21 protein-coding genes and 1 pseudogene are annotated in these 19021 nt (G+C 31.8%); 14 read left to right on the top strand and 8 right to left on the bottom strand.

The features are described 5' to 3' along the window. Positions 1-51: 51 nt before the first annotated feature. Entirely contained in the window at positions 52-762 is a 711-nt protein-coding gene (locus AAA453_RS13090) for a hypothetical protein (RefSeq protein ID WP_069815151.1), read from the top strand. A 207-nt stretch (positions 763-969) separates the two neighbouring features. Next, positions 970-1782, top strand: coding sequence for an alpha/beta fold hydrolase (locus AAA453_RS13085; protein WP_427705336.1), 813 nt, complete (start codon positions 970-972; stop codon positions 1780-1782). A gap of 280 nt (positions 1783-2062) precedes the next feature. Here AAA453_RS13085 and sarA read toward each other — a convergent pair whose 3' ends face one another. The 3 genes from sarA to AAA453_RS13070 all read right to left on the bottom strand — a co-directional run bounded on the left by sarA (position 2063) and on the right by AAA453_RS13070 (position 4785). Then, a complete protein-coding gene (gene sarA / locus AAA453_RS13080) occupies positions 2063-2437 on the bottom strand; it encodes a global transcriptional regulator SarA (RefSeq protein ID WP_057512962.1) in 375 nt (124 codons plus the stop codon). 361 nt (positions 2438-2798) lie between these two features. After that, positions 2799-3746, bottom strand: coding sequence for an efflux RND transporter periplasmic adaptor subunit (locus AAA453_RS13075; protein ID WP_427705334.1), 948 nt, complete (start codon positions 3744-3746; stop codon positions 2799-2801). Between the two features lie 109 nt (positions 3747-3855). Then, positions 3856-4785, bottom strand: a complete 930-nt coding sequence (locus AAA453_RS13070) for a DMT family transporter (RefSeq protein WP_069815157.1) — start codon at positions 4783-4785, stop codon at positions 3856-3858. Positions 4786-5016: 231 nt separating this feature from the next. Here AAA453_RS13070 and AAA453_RS13065 point away from each other — a divergent pair, with 231 nt between their 5' ends. Beyond that, positions 5017-5250, top strand: coding sequence for a hypothetical protein (locus AAA453_RS13065; RefSeq protein ID WP_069815159.1), 234 nt, complete (start codon positions 5017-5019; stop codon positions 5248-5250). A gap of 140 nt (positions 5251-5390) precedes the next feature. Here the strand turns inward: AAA453_RS13065 and AAA453_RS13060 are convergent, their stop codons facing one another. After that, positions 5391-5609, bottom strand: coding sequence for a DUF2922 domain-containing protein (locus AAA453_RS13060; RefSeq protein ID WP_069815340.1), 219 nt, complete (start codon positions 5607-5609; stop codon positions 5391-5393). A 16-nt stretch (positions 5610-5625) separates the two neighbouring features. Then, positions 5626-5832: a sigS mRNA-stabilizing protein SroA gene (gene sroA / locus AAA453_RS13055; RefSeq protein WP_069815161.1), complete on the bottom strand. Its 207-nt coding sequence runs from the start codon at positions 5830-5832 to the stop codon at positions 5626-5628. Positions 5833-5980: 148 nt separating this feature from the next. On the opposite strand from sroA, the gene AAA453_RS13050 reads away from it, so the two are divergent. The 10 genes and pseudogenes from AAA453_RS13050 to AAA453_RS13005 form a co-directional block, all read left to right on the top strand. Beyond that, positions 5981-6532 carry a tyrosine-type recombinase/integrase gene (locus tag AAA453_RS13050; protein WP_427705332.1) on the top strand — a complete coding sequence of 184 codons (552 nt, stop codon included), beginning with the start codon at positions 5981-5983 and terminating at the stop codon, positions 6530-6532. A gap of 23 nt (positions 6533-6555) precedes the next feature. Continuing rightward, the gene (locus tag AAA453_RS13045) at positions 6556-8952 is read left to right on the top strand and encodes a DUF4040 family protein (protein WP_427705329.1); all 2397 of its coding nucleotides are present in this window, start codon (positions 6556-6558) and stop codon (positions 8950-8952) included. Then, positions 8939-9364, top strand: coding sequence for a Na+/H+ antiporter Mnh2 subunit B (gene mnhB2, locus AAA453_RS13040; protein WP_002508405.1), 426 nt, complete (start codon positions 8939-8941; stop codon positions 9362-9364). The genes AAA453_RS13045 and mnhB2 overlap by 14 nt, the downstream gene beginning before the upstream one ends. Beyond that, positions 9361-9711: a Na+/H+ antiporter Mnh2 subunit C gene (mnhC2, locus tag AAA453_RS13035; RefSeq protein WP_002508404.1), complete on the top strand. Its 351-nt coding sequence runs from the start codon at positions 9361-9363 to the stop codon at positions 9709-9711. Before mnhB2 ends, mnhC2 begins: the two co-directional genes overlap by 4 nt. Next, entirely contained in the window at positions 9698-11203 is a 1506-nt protein-coding gene (gene mnhD2 / locus AAA453_RS13030) for a Na+/H+ antiporter Mnh2 subunit D (protein ID WP_427705327.1), read from the top strand. Before mnhC2 ends, mnhD2 begins: the two co-directional genes overlap by 14 nt. Next, positions 11203-11685, top strand: coding sequence for a Na+/H+ antiporter Mnh2 subunit E (mnhE2, locus tag AAA453_RS13025; protein ID WP_069815169.1), 483 nt, complete (start codon positions 11203-11205; stop codon positions 11683-11685). Before mnhD2 ends, mnhE2 begins: the two co-directional genes overlap by 1 nt. Continuing rightward, the gene (gene mnhF2, locus AAA453_RS13020) at positions 11682-11984 is read left to right on the top strand and encodes a Na+/H+ antiporter Mnh2 subunit F (RefSeq protein ID WP_021339612.1); all 303 of its coding nucleotides are present in this window, start codon (positions 11682-11684) and stop codon (positions 11982-11984) included. The genes mnhE2 and mnhF2 overlap by 4 nt, the downstream gene beginning before the upstream one ends. Next, positions 11959-12405, top strand: coding sequence for a Na+/H+ antiporter subunit G (locus AAA453_RS13015; protein WP_069815171.1), 447 nt, complete (start codon positions 11959-11961; stop codon positions 12403-12405). The genes mnhF2 and AAA453_RS13015 overlap by 26 nt, the downstream gene beginning before the upstream one ends. Before the next feature lie 494 nt (positions 12406-12899). After that, complete coding sequence (locus AAA453_RS13010; protein WP_069815173.1) at positions 12900-14951, top strand: cation:proton antiporter; 2052 nt, start codon at positions 12900-12902, stop codon at positions 14949-14951. A gap of 201 nt (positions 14952-15152) precedes the next feature. Continuing rightward, positions 15153-15239 (top strand): annotated as a pseudogene (locus AAA453_RS13005) (transposase); the annotation flags it as partial. Between the two features lie 452 nt (positions 15240-15691). Here the strand turns inward: AAA453_RS13005 and mntC are convergent. The 3 genes from mntC to AAA453_RS12990 are packed head-to-tail and all read right to left on the bottom strand — an operon-like array spanning position 15692 to position 18212. After that, the gene (gene mntC / locus AAA453_RS13000; RefSeq protein ID WP_427705324.1) at positions 15692-16633 is read right to left on the bottom strand and encodes a manganese ABC transporter substrate-binding lipoprotein MntC; all 942 of its coding nucleotides are present in this window, start codon (positions 16631-16633) and stop codon (positions 15692-15694) included. Then, positions 16630-17466, bottom strand: a complete 837-nt coding sequence (locus AAA453_RS12995; protein WP_427707070.1) for a metal ABC transporter permease — start codon at positions 17464-17466, stop codon at positions 16630-16632. The genes mntC and AAA453_RS12995 overlap by 4 nt, the downstream gene beginning before the upstream one ends. Positions 17467-17489: 23 nt before the next feature. Continuing rightward, on the bottom strand, positions 17490-18212 hold the full coding sequence (locus AAA453_RS12990; RefSeq protein ID WP_069832636.1) for a metal ABC transporter ATP-binding protein: 723 nt from the start codon (positions 18210-18212) through the stop codon (positions 17490-17492). A 120-nt stretch (positions 18213-18332) separates the two neighbouring features. Here AAA453_RS12990 and AAA453_RS12985 point away from each other — a divergent pair, with 120 nt between their 5' ends. Then, the gene (locus tag AAA453_RS12985) at positions 18333-18977 is read left to right on the top strand and encodes a metal-dependent transcriptional regulator (RefSeq protein WP_069815181.1); all 645 of its coding nucleotides are present in this window, start codon (positions 18333-18335) and stop codon (positions 18975-18977) included. The last annotated feature ends 44 nt before the right edge of the window (positions 18978-19021 follow it).

Raw genomic sequence — 19021 nt, 5'->3', positions numbered from 1 at the left:
ATAAATTAAATTATAATAGTTATAGTTCAAATATTATTAAAGGAGCTTGTCATGAGAGTTAACGACAAAGTACTAGTGGAAAACATTAATGATTATTTCACTCATAAAGGTCTTTCTCCAAATTTAATAGATGATATTAAAGTGAAATTGAAAAAAGATTTTCAGAAATCTGAAGAAAAAGATGAAGATTATATTGAATATAGAAAAAAATCACCTGCTGAAGTGATTTTGACGATACAACGTAATTTATTTACATTACAATTGAATCCTATTGTGTTTTTTATACTTAATTTTATATTGTTATCGTATTTATATGATAAACAATTTGTGCCATTCCAAGCAGCAACAGGATTGTCTATCTTTTATTGTTTAATTATCTTACCAATTTCGATTTTTATATATTTGCGTATTGATTGGAAAAATTATCTTTATAGTAATAAAGTCGAAAGAATAATAGGATTAGTAGTGGCAGGAGTGTCCTTTATTCTCATTATTGCACACGCGTTTAATATGAATTTAGGCATCGTAGCAGTGACAGTATATGGGCATCAAGCCGTCTTTTTTGTAGGTATTATATTTAGTATTGCAGGTCTTTATTTTAGAAGATTAGAATTTACTGGTATTGGTTTACTACTTTGTCAAAAAACAATAGACGCTATGATTAGCAGTCCTGAAATTGCTCAAATTGGATCCATCGTTATTTGGTTCTTGCTATTAATTGTTATTATTTATTACACAATTCGTATTTCATCTAGAAATTAAAGTGAAAATAGTATATGTGAATATATTTTTAGAGCTCTCTTCAAGACGTTAACTGAAATCCTTCGTTAACTTGAAGGGAGTTTTTTGTTAGTTGGCACAGAAAAAAATAATAAATTAATAAACGATATATTCTGACAAAAACAAAAATAATAGCGTAATAAACATGAAATAAGGGTATATTACTTCTGTAAAGGGAGGTGGCCCATAATGATAAAAATCGAAACAAGTTGTAACAACGAGATAGCATATATCCGTGAGGGTCAAGGTTTTCCTGTTATATTAATACATGGACTAGATAGCAATATGGCTTCTTTATATAACTTGAAAGATGCATTGAAAAATAAATTTGATGTTATTGTTTATGATGTGAGAGGGCATGGTAAATCTTCCAAGCCGAACTCCTTTAATTTAGAAGATCATGTTGAAGATTTAAAAATATTAATGAAAAAATTAGATGTTGAAGTAGCACATTTAATTGGACATGATATGGGTGGCTTAATAGCTAAAAATTTTACTAATAAATATGAATCAATGGTTGCATCATTAACTTTAATTGCATCTAATCTGATAGATAGTGTACACGGGTTAAATAAATTAATGATAGAACATCAAGACGAAATAGAAGGCTTTGATAAATCTGAAGCACTTATTCTACTATTACCGTATATGTATAAAGACCAGGAAAAAGCGAAAAAATGGTTTCAAAACCAGCTCATTTATAGTAGACAATCAGCCGAAGATAGTGCTGTTGCGACAAGAGCTTTAATGGGATTTCCAGTTTTTAATAAAGATATTGAGATTAAACATGTTAATGTACCAACTTTGCTAGTTAATGGGAAATATGATCCTTTATTTATGGGGGAATCAACGAATAGATACGATCATGCGTTTCAAACTTTAACTATTTTAGAATTTAACCAATCCGGTCATGCGCCGCATATTGAAGAACCCGAGCATTTTGTAGAAGTGTATTTAGATTTTATTAGCACTTTGAAATATCAAAAGAATGATTTAGTATAAATGCTTCTTGCAAAGTCGTTTTAAAATACGCGTTGTTATTTTATATAGTATAGATACTGCAATGCTTTTATTTCTTTATGAAATACTGTTGATATATGTCTCAGGACTTTATCAACGGTATTTTTACTATTTGTAAGGAATGAAGATTTTGAAGATGTGTTGGTAACATGCAAAAGGCAAGTACATATAAAAAGGGATTTTCCAATATATTGGAAAATCCCTTTAAAAATAAGTTGAATATATTATAGAAACTTGTTTGATTGTAGAAATTTAAAGTAACTTAAACTTCTTTTTCGTCGTTAGCTTCTTTAATACGATTATTAACGCGAGTTAATAATTCATTTATTTTTTTACGTTGTTTAGTGTTAACTAAGATTAATACAGTTCTTTCATCTTGTTCGTTACGTTTCTTATCAAAATAATCTTCTTGAGATAAGTTTTTAACAGCTTTAACAACTTGTGGTTGTTTGTAATTCAAGTGATTGATGATATCTTTTAAATAATATTCTTCACTTTCATGCTCGCTAATGTATGTTAATACAGCGAACTCCTCGAAACTTACTGAAAATTCTTTTTTGATAATACCTTTTAGTTTGTCAGCATATGTGACCATAGCTAATAATTCAAAGCAATCATTGATTTTGGTGATAGCCATCCTAATTCCTCCCTATTCTAAATGCCCAATCAAATATACATATTAATAATTTTTTTGTATGATTATTTGTCTTAATTCAAAGTTAAATACAAAGTGTTTGTCATAATTTGTGGCTCGATTATATTTAAGTGAAATATATTAAAACCACTATTATTTAGTTTATTATAACTAAATAAAAATAGAAAGTAAACAAAAACATGTTTAAGCGTTACGTTAATGATTTCTATTATTAATTCAATTCTTTAAATACCAATACGCTAATCAAAATTTATTTTTCTGTTTTTCAATTTACCTTCATATGATAAAAAGGCTAAATAATCTCAATGGATTTTAAAATGATAACTTTTTATAACGTGTACGTCTAATTTTCGGACAGCACTGTATCAGCATTTCTAGCTATGACATCTCCTTGATTTAAACCTTCAAGAATTAGTACATCTTTGTTATTACCCGAATTTTGTGTTTTAATAACCCGTTTTATAAATTTTTTATTTCTTTGTATGAAAACAAATTGCTTATCATGTATTGCTGTTTTGGGAATTTCAATGATGTGATTAGATATTTCTACTTTGAAATGCTTACCTAAAACAGCGTTAGAATTTGAATTTATCTCAATTAAATATTTGGAATTTTTAGTTGATGGGTCTATATCTATTGGGAATTTAGAAATATAAGTCACTTCACCGTCAAATGTTTGCTGATTATTGTCTTTAATAGAAACTTTGTCTTTTAAATGAAGCTTATCAATAAGGAATTCATCAATTTCAGCTTTGATTATTGTAGTAGGATCATAAATTTGCATAACAGGAGATTTAGTTAGATTAGGCCATGATTTATTAATATGGACGATGCCAGTCGCTGGAGCATAAACTTTAATACGAAGTCGTTCTTGGAGTTGTGAGATTTGATTTTGTAAGCGTAATACTTCTGATTGTATCAGGGGAGTGGAAGATTTATTGTTTTGTTTTAATTGTGCAAGGTATTTTTGCTTACTATTAATTTGTTGCTCAATACGTGGATTGTAATATTCAAATAGAGGTTGGTTTTTTTCTATTTTGTCATGTGACTTAACGAACCAATCGTTAATATAACCTTTATGGGGTTCATAATGAACTGGAAATCGTTGCGCAGGTTCTTGCTTTCCTATAAAGGTATAGGGTTTATTATAGGTTATTTTCAAAGTATCAATAGGATGTTCTGGTTTACTTGTGACTATTTTAATTTTGAAATAGTAAAAACTTAGGGCGCCGATACTACAAAGTATTATCAACAGAGTAAATAAAACAATGATTTTCTTCAATGATGTCACCTCTTGATGTATTGATGATTTGATTATACAGCGAAAAGCAGGGATTTTGTTATAAAAAAAGAAGTCATTTACTAAATGTTAAAAGTAAATGACTCGAGAGAACAATTTTTTAAAATAATCTCAATAAAATGATACCAATCATTATGGCAATAATACCGAAAACTTTTCTCTTAGTGATTTTATTTTTATATGTACCCAGCAAACCGAAATGATCTATGATAATACCCATTAACATTTGACCTAGCATAACAATAATTGTAGTCAATGCAGCGCCAAGGTGAGGCATTAAAATAATATTCGTGGTCACAAATATCACACCTAAGATACCACCGATAAAGTAAATAGGCTTAAGACGTCCTTCTTTAGGTGTGAAAGTAGTAAGTTTAAGACTTCTATTAAAAATTAAAGTCAAAATAAATAATACGATTGTACCTACTGTGAATGAAATCAGTGAAGCCATTACAGAGGAATTTATTTGTTGACCCAATGCGCTATTAATAGCAGTTTGAATAGGTGGACAGAAACCAAATATAAATCCAATGATTAACCAAATATAAATTGAATTATTTTGATTTTTATCTTTTGGGTTTCTACGAACGTAATTCATCAGAATGATACCGAAAATTAAAAAGATAATACCCAGTACTTTAAATACTGTAAAGGCTTCTTTATCAGCTCCAAACCAGCCAAATGTGTCGATTGTTACACCCATAATGATTTGACCAGCTACAGTAAGCACTACAGTAAGGGATGCACCTAAACGAGGTAAAAGGAGTAAGTTTCCAGTTAGGAAAATGACACCAAGCATACCACCGACAAACCATATGTAACTAAAAGATTGGTTGCTGTAAAATTGTGCAGTAAAGACATGAGGATTCGTTATAAGATTGATTAAAATTAAAAAGATTGTACCTGTAGCAAATGAGATTGTTGACGCATAGAATGAAGACTTTGTATAAAGGCTTAGTCTAGAGTTGATTGAAGTTTGGAATGGTACAACCATACCTGCGATAATCCCAATAATATATAAAAGGAACATTAAATCACGCTTTCTATTAGGATAATTACATTATATAGGAAAGGTTATGTTTTTCCTATGTTTAAATTATTTAAAAGAATATGAGCTTTTTAGTTTATTATGATGTACACAACACAGAAAATATAATAGAATACGTATGTTAATGGTTTTTGGGAAATAAGATTAACAACTATGAAGTAATAATAACTTTATAATAATAATAGCTTTTGAAGAAGTGAGTGACTAATTATATTGAAACAGCTTTCCATAATTCGACTAACAGATGAGGAAACTTTTTTTGTTGGAGCAGGAAGTAATGATGGCATTAAGAAAAATCAATTTATAGAAGTGTTGAATCCAAGAAGATCTTATAAAAATTTAGCTCAAATTGTTGAAGTGTATGATAAATATGCAATATGCAAGAAGTTAGGTAAGAAAAAGATATTTTTTGGTGATAAGGTTAGATTGAGACCCTTTAGAAATTAATGGTATAATTGAATAATATTGTGGTTAACTAATGTGCTGTATAAACAGTCAATTTTCTGCATAAAAGGAAGGCCTGAAACGTTTGTTTCAAGCCTTTTTTAGTTAATCATCTAACTCAATAGCTTTATATTGAGAATCAACTAATTTTCAAATAGAACGTTGGTTGTCTTATCTATTAATTGGGCACCAAATACTTTTGTGGGGATGCCTGTTTTGGGTCTCAAAATATCAAGCGTGATTAATTTATTCATGCCATCTTTAACTGTACTTTCATTTACTGGATGTTCAATCTTAGGTAGTTGCAATTTGATAGTTTTATTCACAGCATCATTGAAAATAAGTTCTAATGTTTGGGACATCATGTCATTCTCCTCCTTAATTAATTATTTCAGTTTTAATAACTTCTATAGTGTCAAAGTGCTCTCCAGTAATTTGTTCAATAATAGATTTGAAGCTTTTTATTTGTTCGGGTGTTGATTCTGTATTTAAATTTGCGAAATGACGCTTGAACTTTAAAGCTTTTCCATCTTGATCGTACAAAACACGGGATAATGTGACTGCAAGCTGTTTAATTTGATTCATTTGCTTAACCTCCTTTCACTATATATATCGAATAAACATGTTAAAATGGTCAAAATTTTTTTGAGAAATTCGGTTTAAATACTTCCATGTGACATAAATATCATATATCATTAAATAAGAAACATTCAATTTGTTAAGAGGTGAATATATGAATCAAGTGGACCCTATAAGGGATATAAAAGAGATAAAGTCTATGTTTGATGTATTAAGTAATAAGTCGAAACGAGATTATTTATTATTCAAGTTTGCAATACATACTGGCGTTAAACTTTCCGAACTACTAAATCTTTGTGTGTCAGACGTCAAAGACGAACACGATGATATTAAGCTGTATTGGCTAGAGGACCACGCTCCCAATATTCATATTAGATTACCCGACACGTTGAGGAATGAATTAATGATCTTTATTACTGAAGAAGATCTGAAAAATGATGAGCTATTATTTCAATCAAATAGAACTTTAAAAGGTCTATCAAGACAACAAGCATATCGTATTATCCATGCTGCAGCTGAAGAGTTAGGCATGCTACATATTGGTTTGACGACGTTAAGAAAGACATTTGCTTATCATGCTTATCAATCTGGTATATCTATTTCTATTATTCAAAAATATTTAGGTCATCAAACAACTTTTGAAACGATGAAATTCATAGGTATTTCTGCAAAGACTACTAAAACAACAATAGCTTTAAATTTATAAAATATAATTAAAGGAGGGATATGATGAGCTTAATATATTTACTGGGTGCCTTGATTATAATCATGGTAGCGGTATTGTTCACACTAACAAATCCTAAATTGCAGCGATTTGCAGGTCAAATTGCTTTAATTGCACCGATTATTTCTTCGATTTACTTTTTATGGCAATTACCTCGAGTGATGGCGGGACATTTTGTAACGGTTAAGATTCCATGGCTGACACTTTTAGATATCAATATTGATTTTAGATTAGATGGATTGAGTTTATTCTTCAGTTTATTAATTTCACTCATTGGATTAGCCGTATTTTACTATGCAACTCAATATCTATCTAAAGAACATGATAATTTACCACGTTTTTATGTATATTTATTACTATTTATGCTCAGTATGCTAGGTATCGTTACTGCTAATAATACGATTCTGATGTATGTGTTTTGGGAGTTAACAAGTGTATCCTCATTCTTGCTTATCGCCTATTGGTACAATAAAGGTGATAGTCAATTTGGGGCCATACAATCATTTATGATTACAGTTTTTGGTGGTTTGGCATTACTAGCAGGCTTCATTATGATTTATACTGTAACTGGCACGAATTCAATAACTTCAATTATTGCACAGAGTGATAAAATTGCCCAAAGTGACTTGTTTATACCTATTATTATTCTCATCTTAATAGGGGTATTTACAAAGTCAGCTCAATTTCCATTTCACATCTGGTTACCGAAAGCGATGGCTGCGCCAACACCCGTAAGTGCCTATCTACATTCGGCAACAATGGTTAAAGCAGGTATATTCTTGCTCTTTAGATTCACACCTGTATTAGGTTTAAGTGATTTTTATATTTATTGTGTTACGTTCGTTGGTCTAATCACAATGATTTTTGGTGCAGTCAATGCAACACGCCAAGTCGATATGAAAGCAATATTAGCTTATTCTACTATTAGTCAACTAGGTATGATTGTATCAATGGTAGGACTTGGTGGAGGGTTTGCGCAACATCCGACAGGCGAACTTTCTAAAATTTATGGTCTAATACTGTTCGCAGCTTTATTCCATTTAATGAATCATGCTTTATTTAAAGGTGCACTGTTTATGGGTGTAGGTATTATTGATCATGAAACAGGCACAAGAGATATTCGTCGCTTATCAGGTTTAAGAAAAGTGTTTCCTATTACACATATCATAATGTTACTTTCTGCCTTATCGATGGCAGGTATTCCATTTTTAAATGGCTTCTTGAGTAAGGAAATGTTCTTTGACGGACTTGTGAGCGCGCACCAATTACCCCAATTCAATATATTCCTTACGATAATTATTGCAGTGATAGGTGTTGTAGCTAGTATATTCACTTTGATTTATGCAGTTTACATGATTAAGGAAGTTTTCTGGGGAGATTATCAGAAAGCAGATTTACCAATAAAAAATCCACACGAACCATTTATGTTCACACTACCTTCTGCAATTATGATGATTTTGTTACCGGTCATATTCTTTGTTCCAAATATATTTGGACATTATATTATTTTACCAGCGTTACGAAGTATCACAATTGGAGAAAATGTAGATAAAATAGCGCCACATGTATCGCAGTGGCACGGATTTAATTTACCGTTGATTTTAAGTTTGATTGTAATGATTGTTGGTTTCACAGCGGCATTTAAAATTGATTGGAAAAAATATGCTGATAAGATAAAAGTGAAATCAATTACAGATTTATACTTAGGGTCATATAAACAATTTGAACACTATTCAGGATATGGAATTCGTAGCTTAATGAATAACCGTTTAAATCATTACATCACATTAACTTTACTTATTTTTATAATGGTTGTGGTATATGGAGTTATTCAAGCAGGATTTCCAAAAGTGCAACAAATTCATGTGAGTGAATTTGGCCCGTTAGAAGTAATTACATTAATTGTCGTATTTGTACTAGGTATTGCGTTAACATTTATACGTCAACGTTTAACAATGGTTATTTTAAACGGAATTATCGGTTATTGTGTAACGATATTCTTTATATTAATGAAAGCACCCGATTTAGCATTAACTCAATTAGTTGTAGAAACGATTACAACAATATTATTTATTGTTAGTTTTTCAAGACTACCTAACGTACCGCGTACAAAAGTTCACAAAAAACGTGAAGCGGTCAAAATTATTGTATCGCTCTTGATGGCAGTGATTGTAGTCATGCTCGTGTTTATTGCACAACAAAGTGACTCGATGCCTACAATTTCGACGTTTTACCATGATGCATATGAATTAGCAGGCGGAAAAAATATTGTGAATTCCATTCTTGGTGACTTCCGTGCACTAGATACTTTATTTGAAGGTATGGTGCTCATCATTGCTGGTTTAGGAATTTATACATTACTTAACTTTAAAGAACGGAGGGGTCAAGATGAAAGAGAATGATGTTGTATTACGAACGGTAACCAAAATTGTCGTTTTTATATTGTTAACTTTTGGATTTTATCTGTTTTTGGCAGGTCATAATAATCCAGGTGGCGGCTTTATTGGTGGTCTTGTATTTAGCTCAGCATTTATTTTAATGTTCTTGGCCTTCGATGTTAAACAAGTGTTAGTCGCTTTGCCTTTAGATTTTAGAATATTAATGATTATAGGTTCATTAGTTTCATTTGCTACTGCAGTTGTACCTATGTTTTTTGGTAAACCGTTCCTTTACCAAACTGATGCATATGTACAATTACCTTTATTGGGTGAAGTACATTTAACGACCGTAACGTTATTTGAAGCAGGTATTGTATTATCTGTTGTAGGTGTCGTCGTAACGGTTATGTTATCTATAAGTGGTGGTCGTTCATGAATCTTATATTATTAATGGTTATTGGCTTCTTAATATTTATAGGAACGTATATGATATTATCAGTTAATTTAATAAGAATCGTTATAGGTATTTCTATTTACACGCATGCAGGCAATTTAATTATTATGAGTATGGGTCAATATGGCAAGAATATGGTTGAACCCTTGATTGGAGAAGGTAGTAAAAACTTTGTTGATCCTTTATTACAGGCAATTGTTTTAACGGCGATTGTAATTGGCTTTGCAATGACAGCTTTTCTATTAGTACTTGTATATAGAACGTATCGTGTAACAAAAGAAGATGAAATCGATGTATTGAGAGGTGATGACGACGATGCTAATGAGTAATTTATTAATTCTACCGTTACTTCTTCCAGCAGTTTGTGCATTAGTCCTTGTCTTCATCCGTACAAACAGTAGATTGTCTCGAATGTTTTCAATTGGAACGATGGCTGTTACAACAGTTATTTCATTGTTCTTATTAATTCATGTGATGTATAACAAACCTATTGCCTTAGATTTTGGAGGATGGGAAGCACCTTTTGGTATTCAATTTGTTGGTGATTCATTAAGTTTATTGATGGTTACTACATCCAGTTTTGTTGTTACGTTAATTATGGCTTATGGTTTTGGTAGAACAGAGAAAAGAGCAATACGCTATTATCTACCAAGTTTCATCTTATTCTTAACTGTAGGTGTTATAGGTTCATTCTTAACAGCTGACTTATTCAATATATATGTCATGTTTGAAGTTATGTTATTGGCATCTTTCGTACTTATCACATTAGGACAATCCATCGAGCAATTACGTGCAGCAATTATTTATGTGGTACTTAATATACTTGGTTCATGGTTGTTACTTCTAGGTATTGGTTTGCTTTATAAACTGACAGGTACGTTAAACTTTGCCCTTGTAGCACAGCGGTTGAATGAGATGAATGACAAAAGTGCTATAACAATTGTGTCTATGGTCTTTTTAATTGCGTTTGGTGCTAAAGCTGCATTAGTGCTCTTTATGTGGCTACCTAAAGCCTATGCAGTTTTAAATACAGAACTTGCAGCACTGTTTGCAGCATTAATGACTAAAGTAGGGGCTTATGCATTAATCCGCTTCTTTACATTGATTTTTGATGGTCATGAAGGCATCACGCATCCATTACTAGTATTTTTAGCTTGTATAACAATGCTGATTGGAGCATTTGGCGTACTCGCTTATCGTGATATTAAAAAGATTGCAGCATATCAAGTTATACTTTCAATTGGATTTATCATATTAGGATTAGGATCAAATACCTACGCTGGTGTTAATGGCGCTATTTTCTATTTAGCTAATGACATTGTCGTTAAGACATTGCTATTCTTTATTATTGGTAGCTTAGTCTATATTACTGGATACAGACAATATCGAAATCTAAATGGTCTAGCCAAACAAGAACCATTCTTTGGCGTAGCTTTTGTAGTTATGATCTTAGCAATCGGAGGCGTACCGCCATTTAGTGGTTTCCCTGGTAAAGTATTCATTTTTAAAGGTGCTATAGAAAACGGTAATTATATTGGCTTAGCTTTAATGATAATTACCAGTTTAATTGCAATGTTTAGCTTGTTCAGAATCTTCTTCACAATGTATTTGGGTAATGAGAAGAAAGCTGAAGAAACAGCATTTAAAAAAATACCTACGTATCGTAAAGGTCTCATTGGCATATTAACAGCAGTGATACTAGCTATGGGACTTGCGGCGCCATTGATTTTCAAAGTGACGGATAATGCGACACATTTAAATATGGATGATGGACTATATGAAGAAATGGTTAACCCTCATTTAGTGAAGGAGGATAAATAATGCAACAAGTCTTGCTTAACATTGTCATTGCTTTTTTATGGGTGCTTTTTCAAGATGAAGAATCTTTTAAAGCATCAACATTCTCCGCAGGTTACCTTATTGGCTTATTAGTTATCTATATTTTACATCGCTTTTTCGGACAGCAATTTTATCTGAAAAAAGTTTGGGTAACAATTAAATTTTTAGCTGTTTATTTATACCAGTTAGTCACATCTAGCATGACTACAATTAATTACATTTTATTCAAAACTAAGGATTTAAACCCCGGCTTAGTAACTTATGAAACAACATTAAGTAGTGATTGGGAAGTTAGCTTTTTAACAATTTTAATTATTATAACGCCTGGTTCAACAGTAATAAGAATTTCAAAAGAAAAACAAAAGTTCTTTATACATGCAATTGATGTCTCAGATAAAGAAAAGCAAAAATTGCTGAAAAGTATTAGACAATATGAAGGACTCATATTGGAGGTGGCAGAATGATAGAATCCCTTATTGATTTTTTCATTACAAGTGCACTGATTTTGTTTGGAATTGCATTATTATTAACTTTATTTAGATTGATTAAAGGACCAACGACTGCTGATAGGGTAGTTGCTTTTGATACCGCAAGTGCGATACTTATGTCTATGGTAGGTATGCTCAGCATCGTCTTTGGTACATTCTCATTCCTTGATTCAATTCTACTGATCGCTATCATTTCATTTGTAAGTACCGTTTCCATTTCTAGATTTATAGAAGGGGGGCATGTCTTCAATGCAAATAACAAGCGAAATCGTTAATTTAATAGCAGCATTTATGATGTTTTTAGGAAGTATCATCGCATTAATAAGTGCAATAGGTTTAATTAAATTTCAAGATGTATTTTTACGAAGTCATGCATCGACTAAAAGTTCTACACTTTCAGTATTACTGACGCTTGTAGGCGTTATTATTTATTTTATTTCTTCACAAGGTTATTTAAGCGTGCGACTTATTTTGGCATTGGTGTTTATTAATTTAACGTCACCAGTCGGAGGTCACTTAATATCACGTGCCGCCTATCGCACAGGGGCTTACATGTATCGTAAAAGTGATGCGCCAAGACAAACAAATATATTGTTGAGTTCTAAAGAAAATAATACATTTGATATGTTGAAAAAACGTGCAGAAAATCGTGAAGAACGTAGACGTAATGCGTATGAAAAAGACCAGGATTACTAAAATATATAAATGCTTAAAATGATAAGGGTGAGACATAAATAGCTCATTATCAACTTTGAAACACCAATCTATTATTTTCTAATGGATTGGTGTTTTGTTTTTATAATCGGTATAAGCTGCTTTCATCATTTTTTTAATTATCTAGAGTACGTATGTATCATACTCATTTTATATATGCATTTTAGTGTCATTTTAATATTAAATTATGTAACACTATTTAATCGCTTATTAGACTGTATATTAGAAGATAAAAAAGAAAATTTAACTTTTCAAGTGTAATACGTTTAAGCAAAGGGTAAAAAAATGATAAAATAATATATATTTGTAATTGTGTTAATTTAAAAAATATTAATCAAATAGGTGATAGGGATTATACTATTTGTTATTAGTGTGTAAGAGTTTGAGACACAGTATGTTCATTTAAAAAACGATATTATTTATTGTTTCAACCTCAACAATTATGAAAAATAATTAAATTGAAAAGAGGTGAAACCTTGCAAATATTTGAAACGATACTCATTTTTTTAGCACTGGTTATCGTTAGCTCACTTGTGCACATTTTTATACCGAAAGTGCCTTTAGCCTTCATTCAAATTATACTCGGTATGTTGGTGTATGTGATACCTGTACCTGTTGAACTTCATTTCGATTCAGAATTGTTTATGGTTGCATTAATTGCACCATTACTTTTTGTAGAAGGGGTTAAGGTTTCGCGTGTCCACTTAAGGCGCTATATTAAACCGGTGCTAATGATGGCATTAGGTTTAGTTATTACTACTGTGATTGTAGTAGGGCTTTTTGTTCATTGGATTTGGCCCGAATTACCAATGGCTGCAGCTTTTGCGCTTGCTGCTATATTATGTCCTACAGATGCCGTTGCAGTTCAAGCTATTACAAATGGAAAAGTGCTACCGAAAGGATCTATGACAATTTTAGAGGGTGAATCACTTTTAAATGATGCTGCGGGTATCATATCTTTTAAAATTGCTGTAGCAGCACTTGTGACAGGTGCGTTTTCAGTGACGCATGCTGTTGAACAATTTCTTATTTCTTCAATAGGTGGTTTTATTGTTGGACTTCTTATTGGGGTAGCTTTAGTAAGATTTAGAGTGGCGTTATCTAGACGTGGTATTGAAAATATTAATATGTTCACATTTATACAGCTTGTTACGCCGTTTGTGACATATATAGTGGCAGAAATGTTTCATTCATCAGGAATCATCGCTGCTGTAGTTGCAGGTTTAGTACATGGTTTTGAACGTGACCGTATTGCACAAGCACGTACGAGATTGCAAATGAGTTATAACCATACTTGGAATATATTAGGCTATGCATTAAATGGTTTTGTATTTTCTATTTTGGGATATTTAATACCTGAAGTAGTAGGAAGAATTATAGAAAATGAACCACATAATTTAATCTTCTTAATTGTCGTTACTTGTTTAATTGCACTTGCGATATATTTATTTAGATTTTTGTGGGTGTTCATACTATATCCTTACTTTTACTTACCAGTCAGTCCATTCCAAAAGATGATTTCTTATAATGAAGATAATAAGAAACCGACAGAAGCACCTCCAAAACGTGGCATGTATGCGTTTATTATGACGGTGTGCGGCGTTCATGGCACAATTTCGTTAGCAATCGCCTTAACTTTACCGTATGTGTTAGCGGATCATCATTCTTTTGTTTTTAGGGATGATTTACTTTTTATAGCATCTGGAATGGTAATTATTAGTTTGATTGTTGCGCAATTTATCTTACCATTAGTTACACCAAATGCTGAAAAACCGAAACAAAAAGGAATGAGTTTCAAGCAGGCACGTGTTTTAATATTAGAAAAAGTCATTGATAGTTTAAATCAAATGTCATCTGTAGAATCTAGTTTTCAATATGGTAATGTAATCAAGGATTATCATGAGAAATTAGCATTTTTAAAAACTGTGGAAAATGAAGATGAAAATACGAAAGAACTTCAAAGACTACAAAATATTGCATTTGCTGTTGAAAATAGTACATTGAATAGTTTAGTAGAAAATGGAGATATAACTTCTAACGTTCTAGAAAACTATATGCGTTATTCCGAACGTACGCAAGTCTATAAGCAAGCTTCTTTACTTCAACGTATAAAGGTTGAATTTAGAGCTTTGATTTTAAAACGAAGAATTAAACGTAAAGTTAAAACCAATGCAGCTACTTCATTATCAATCATCGACAACTTGCGAGAAATCTCTAATGTTGTACGTACAGTACATTACCGTGTTGTAAGTCGTTTAGGTAAAGAAACAACTGAAGATAATAAGTTAGAAGTAGGAATGATTTGTGATAGTTATCTTATACGTATAGATAACTTAACACCATCTAATTTCTTTAATGCAAAAAACGAGAATTCAATAACAAAAATTAAATTAACGGCACTTAAAGAGCAACGCCGTGTGTTGAATCAACTTGTCGAAGACGAAGAGGTAAGTGAAGTTACTGCTTTGAAAATACGTGAAGCAATAAATTATGATGAAATGATTATTGTAGATAGTTTAACGGACTAATGAATGATTTTTAAATAGCATAAAAGTGACAGAATATATATTCTGTCACTTTAGAGTGTCGACAAAGTCTAAGATTTTGTCGGCACTTTTTTGTGCATAAATTCCGCGGAATAGCCTCAGCATGAAGTCTTCGGTTAGTGCTTTTCTCGCAGGAGTCGACCCAAATTACTGCCATTTTTAAACAGTAATAATATATGTAAATTAAATAGTGGAAGACCATCAATAGACCCTGTAATTATAGTGAATATATTACTTATTCAAAGGTTATTTGGAATAAAGTCAATGAGATAAACGATTGAGTAATACATTTGTAAAGGGAACACATAAGCGAAACTAACTTCCTTTTAGGAGATTAAAGGAAGGCCTGAGCTATTTTAGTGATCACATATGCGTAAGACTTACTAACCCAAATGAATTGGAAAGTAAGTCTTTATGCATAAGAGCCACTATCTTAACAGGGAGATTAAGGAACGCCTGCGTCAAGACGCATGCATAAGAGCCACTATCTTAACAGGAAGATTAAGGAACGCCTGCGTCAAGACGCATGCATAAGTGAAACTAACTTCCTTTTAGGAAGAAGTTTCGCTAAAAAAAAAGCTCCATCAATGGGGGAGGAATCTACCATTGATGGAGCTAAGGAGATGATTTTAAGGCTTGAATACCACCATGCCGTACGTTATAAGGAGGGTAACGAACGACATGGGGCTATTCACCTATAAAAGGTTAAATAGCCTATCGACTTATTCCATACTGCCATGTACTGTTTCGATATTTTCTTTCATCATATTGTAATAAGAATCACCTTTAGATCCTTTTTCACCGATTGAATCAGTAAATACTTCGCCAAAGATGTCTTTTTTCGTTTCTTCACTTAAACTTTGCATACTCTTCTTATCAACGCTCGTTTCAACAAGTAAATGTTTCAAGTTATTATCTTTTACGAATTGAACGGCTTGTTTCATTTGCTCAGGTGTACCTTGCTTTTCAGTGTTAATTTCCCAAATATAACCAGGTTTAATGTCATATTGTTTAGAGAAGTATTTAAAAGCACCTTCACTTGTAATCATTGCGCGTTGCTCTTTAGGAATATCATTGAATTTATCATGACTTTCTTTATTAAGTTGTTCTAGTTCTCCAAGATACTTTTCACCTTGGGCTTTGATTTCATCATTATGTTTTTTATCGTGTTTTAATATTGTATCTTTGATCGTTTCAACATATTTAATACCATTGTCTAAACTTAACCAAGCATGTGGATCTTGTTTTGATTTATCACCTTCGCCACCTTCTAAATATAAAGGTTCCACGTTTTCAGAAGGTCTTACTACGGAATCATCTTTGGTTGATTTATTGGCTTGACTTAATGCTTTTTCAAACCAACCATTTCCTGTTTCTAAGTTTAAACCGTTATAAAAAATTATATCTGCATCAGTTAACGCTTTTATGTCTTTTGGCTTAACTTCATATTCATGAGGGTCTTGGCCAATTGGTACAATACTATGTATTTCAACATTATCACCGGCAGTGTTTTTGACCATATCGTATAATATTGAATTTGTCGTAACAATTTTTAATTTATCGTTTGAAGCTGAATCATTTTTCTCATTTTTTTCATTGCTCCCATTGCTACATGCACTTAAAAAAAGGATGAAAACAAGTGCAATTGCTATTATTTTTTTCATATAGTTTGTCCTCTCTTATTAAAAATTTGAAATTTACTTAATATAAAAGTAACGACGTAAATCAAGAATGCGCATAATACAATTGTTGCGCCACTTGGTAAATTATAAAGATAGCTAAAGTAGAGACCAACAATCGCACTGATTGTACTAAACAGACTTGATATAATCATCATTGTATGTAATTTTTTGGCAATTAAGAATGCTGCTGAGGCTGGCGTAATTAATAACGCGACAACTAAAATAATACCGACAGTTTGAATACTGGCTACAGTTACAAGAGACAGTAACAGCATTACAAAATAATGAGTTATTGTAGTGTTTAGACCACTCATTCGGCTAAATACAGGATCAAATGTTGAGACCATTAACGGTCTGTAAAATAGTATGATTAATATCATAACAAGCACACCAACAACAATTGTTGACCAAAATGTTGATTGAGTTACAGCGAGCAAGTTACCAAATAATATGTGGTATAAGTCAGTGGTACTGTTAATCAAACTGATTAAAATAATACCCATTGCTAAAAATGCTGTAAAACTGATACCGATTGCAGCGTCTGGTTTGGTTTTACTGTTTTTCGTAATAAATCCAATGAATATGCTGGCAATCATACCTGTAATGAGTGCCCCGATAAACATCGGTATACCGAATAAGAAAGATAGAGCTACACCAGGTAACACAGCATGGCTCATCGCGTCACCCATTAGCGAAAGCCCTCTAAGGACGATAAGACAGCCAACTGTACCACATACAATTCCAACTACGATTGAAATAATTAAGGCATTGCTTAAGAATTTATAATCGAGTAAATGTTGAATGAATTCCATAATAAATTTATCTCCTTTCTGTTGTTTTAAGTCGCTTCATTTTTTGTGGTTGAATTTAAAAATGTATTATTTAAATTCTCCGGTAGCATTGCAGTACTACTGTCACCAAAATAACGAATTGTTTTGTTTAGAAGTATGACACGATCAAAATACTCTTCAGTTTTTGATAAATCGTGATGGACAATTAAGAGTAATTTACCTTCACTTTTCAATTTTTGTAGTTGTGTCATAATGATTTGTTCACTATGGAAATCAATACCAACAAAGGGCTCATCTAACAAATAAAGCGTACTTTCCGTCATTAGCGCACGTGCGACAAGTACACGTTGTAACTGGCCACCACTTAATTGTGAAATTTGACGATGACGTAAATTTTCTAATTCCAAGGTTTCCATCAATTGATTTAACCGTTTTTTAGTTTCTGACGTCACCCATTTAATCCAACCAATATCTTTGTATGCACCTGATATAACAACATGTTCGACATCAATTGGAAAATCTAAGTCAATATGTGCTTTTTGTGGAATATAGGTGATAGATTTTAATGAATTATGTACATCATCATCGTTTAAGCGTGCAGTCCCAGTAGATTTAAACTCCCCAATAAAAGATTTGAGTAAAGATGATTTCCCAGCACCATTTGGCCCCATTATGCCAATAATCTCGCCTTTTATAGGTATGTTTAAATCAATGTCTTCTAAGACATGTTTATTCCCTAAAGTTAGATTTAGATTTTCTACCTTTAACATATTAGACCTCCTTAATAATATTTTTAGGCTAACCTAATTTATTTTATAATATACCATGAAGATTTAGCGTGTCAAGTCGATTCGTGATACAATGAAGTGAATGAGTTGAGAGGTGAGATAATGCTAACTGAAGAAAAAGAAGACTATTTAAAGGCGATTTTAACGCACAATGGTGATCATTTTTTTGTTTCAAATAAGACACTATCCCAATATTTAAACATCAAACCACCTTCAGTCAGTGAAATGGTTCACCGTTTAGAAAAAACTGGGTATGTTGAAACAAAACCATACAAAGGTGTGCAGCTTTCAGATAAAGGTTTAACATACACGCTGGATATTATTAAGCGTCATCGTTTAATTGAATTGTTTTTAATAAAAATATTGAAATATAATTGGGAAGAAGTACATCAAGAAGCAGAAGTTTTAGAGCATAAAGTATCCAATTTGTTTGTAGAACGATTGGATAAATTATTAGATTATCCAATCACTTGTCCTCACGGCGGCGTGATACCACGTGATAGTAAATACAAAGAACTTTATACCACGAATTTACTTACATTTGAGGCTGATGATAAGGTAACGATTAAACGTGTTCGTGATCGTACTGAATTACTGATATATTTATCGAGCAAAGATATATTAATTGATGAGGAAATTAAAATCATTAATAAAGATGATACAAATAAAGTGATTATTGTCCAAAAAGACGAAAACGTGACAATTTTAAGCTATGATAATGCAGCGCATATTTACGCTGAAAAATAAATAATATTTCTGGAGTGGATTGCTTTTAGCAACCACTTTTTTTG

Source organism: Staphylococcus parequorum (assembly GCF_039237145.1).
GTDB classification, from domain to species: domain Bacteria; phylum Bacillota; class Bacilli; order Staphylococcales; family Staphylococcaceae; genus Staphylococcus; species Staphylococcus equorum_A.
Note: the sequence above shows the minus strand (reverse complement) of the source record. Positions and strands in the feature narration are given on the sequence as shown.

Bases quoted from the DNA above. Each gene is read 5' to 3' on its own strand.
- AAA453_RS13090 (WP_069815151.1), top strand. From the start codon at position 52: ATGAGAGTTAACGACAAAGTACTAGTGGAAAACATTAATGATTATTTC.
- AAA453_RS13085 (WP_427705336.1), top strand. From the start codon at position 970: ATGATAAAAATCGAAACAAGTTGTAACAACGAGATAGCATATATCCGT.
- sarA (WP_057512962.1), bottom strand. From the start codon at position 2,437: ATGGCTATCACCAAAATCAATGATTGCTTTGAATTATTAGCTATGGTC.
- AAA453_RS13070 (WP_069815157.1), bottom strand. From the start codon at position 4,785: ATGTTCCTTTTATATATTATTGGGATTATCGCAGGTATGGTTGTACCA.
- AAA453_RS13060 (WP_069815340.1), bottom strand. From the start codon at position 5,609: ATGTCCCAAACATTAGAACTTATTTTCAATGATGCTGTGAATAAAACT.
- sroA (WP_069815161.1), bottom strand. From the start codon at position 5,832: ATGAATCAAATTAAACAGCTTGCAGTCACATTATCCCGTGTTTTGTAC.
- AAA453_RS13050 (WP_427705332.1), top strand. From the start codon at position 5,981: ATGAATCAAGTGGACCCTATAAGGGATATAAAAGAGATAAAGTCTATG.
- AAA453_RS13045 (WP_427705329.1), top strand. From the start codon at position 6,556: ATGAGCTTAATATATTTACTGGGTGCCTTGATTATAATCATGGTAGCG.
- mnhB2 (WP_002508405.1), top strand. From the start codon at position 8,939: ATGAAAGAGAATGATGTTGTATTACGAACGGTAACCAAAATTGTCGTT.
- mnhC2 (WP_002508404.1), top strand. From the start codon at position 9,361: ATGAATCTTATATTATTAATGGTTATTGGCTTCTTAATATTTATAGGA.
- mnhD2 (WP_427705327.1), top strand. From the start codon at position 9,698: ATGCTAATGAGTAATTTATTAATTCTACCGTTACTTCTTCCAGCAGTT.
- mnhE2 (WP_069815169.1), top strand. From the start codon at position 11,203: ATGCAACAAGTCTTGCTTAACATTGTCATTGCTTTTTTATGGGTGCTT.
- mnhF2 (WP_021339612.1), top strand. From the start codon at position 11,682: ATGATAGAATCCCTTATTGATTTTTTCATTACAAGTGCACTGATTTTG.
- AAA453_RS13015 (WP_069815171.1), top strand. From the start codon at position 11,959: ATGCAAATAACAAGCGAAATCGTTAATTTAATAGCAGCATTTATGATG.
- mntC (WP_427705324.1), bottom strand. From the start codon at position 16,633: ATGAAAAAAATAATAGCAATTGCACTTGTTTTCATCCTTTTTTTAAGT.
- AAA453_RS12990 (WP_069832636.1), bottom strand. From the start codon at position 18,212: ATGTTAAAGGTAGAAAATCTAAATCTAACTTTAGGGAATAAACATGTC.
- AAA453_RS12985 (WP_069815181.1), top strand. From the start codon at position 18,333: ATGCTAACTGAAGAAAAAGAAGACTATTTAAAGGCGATTTTAACGCAC.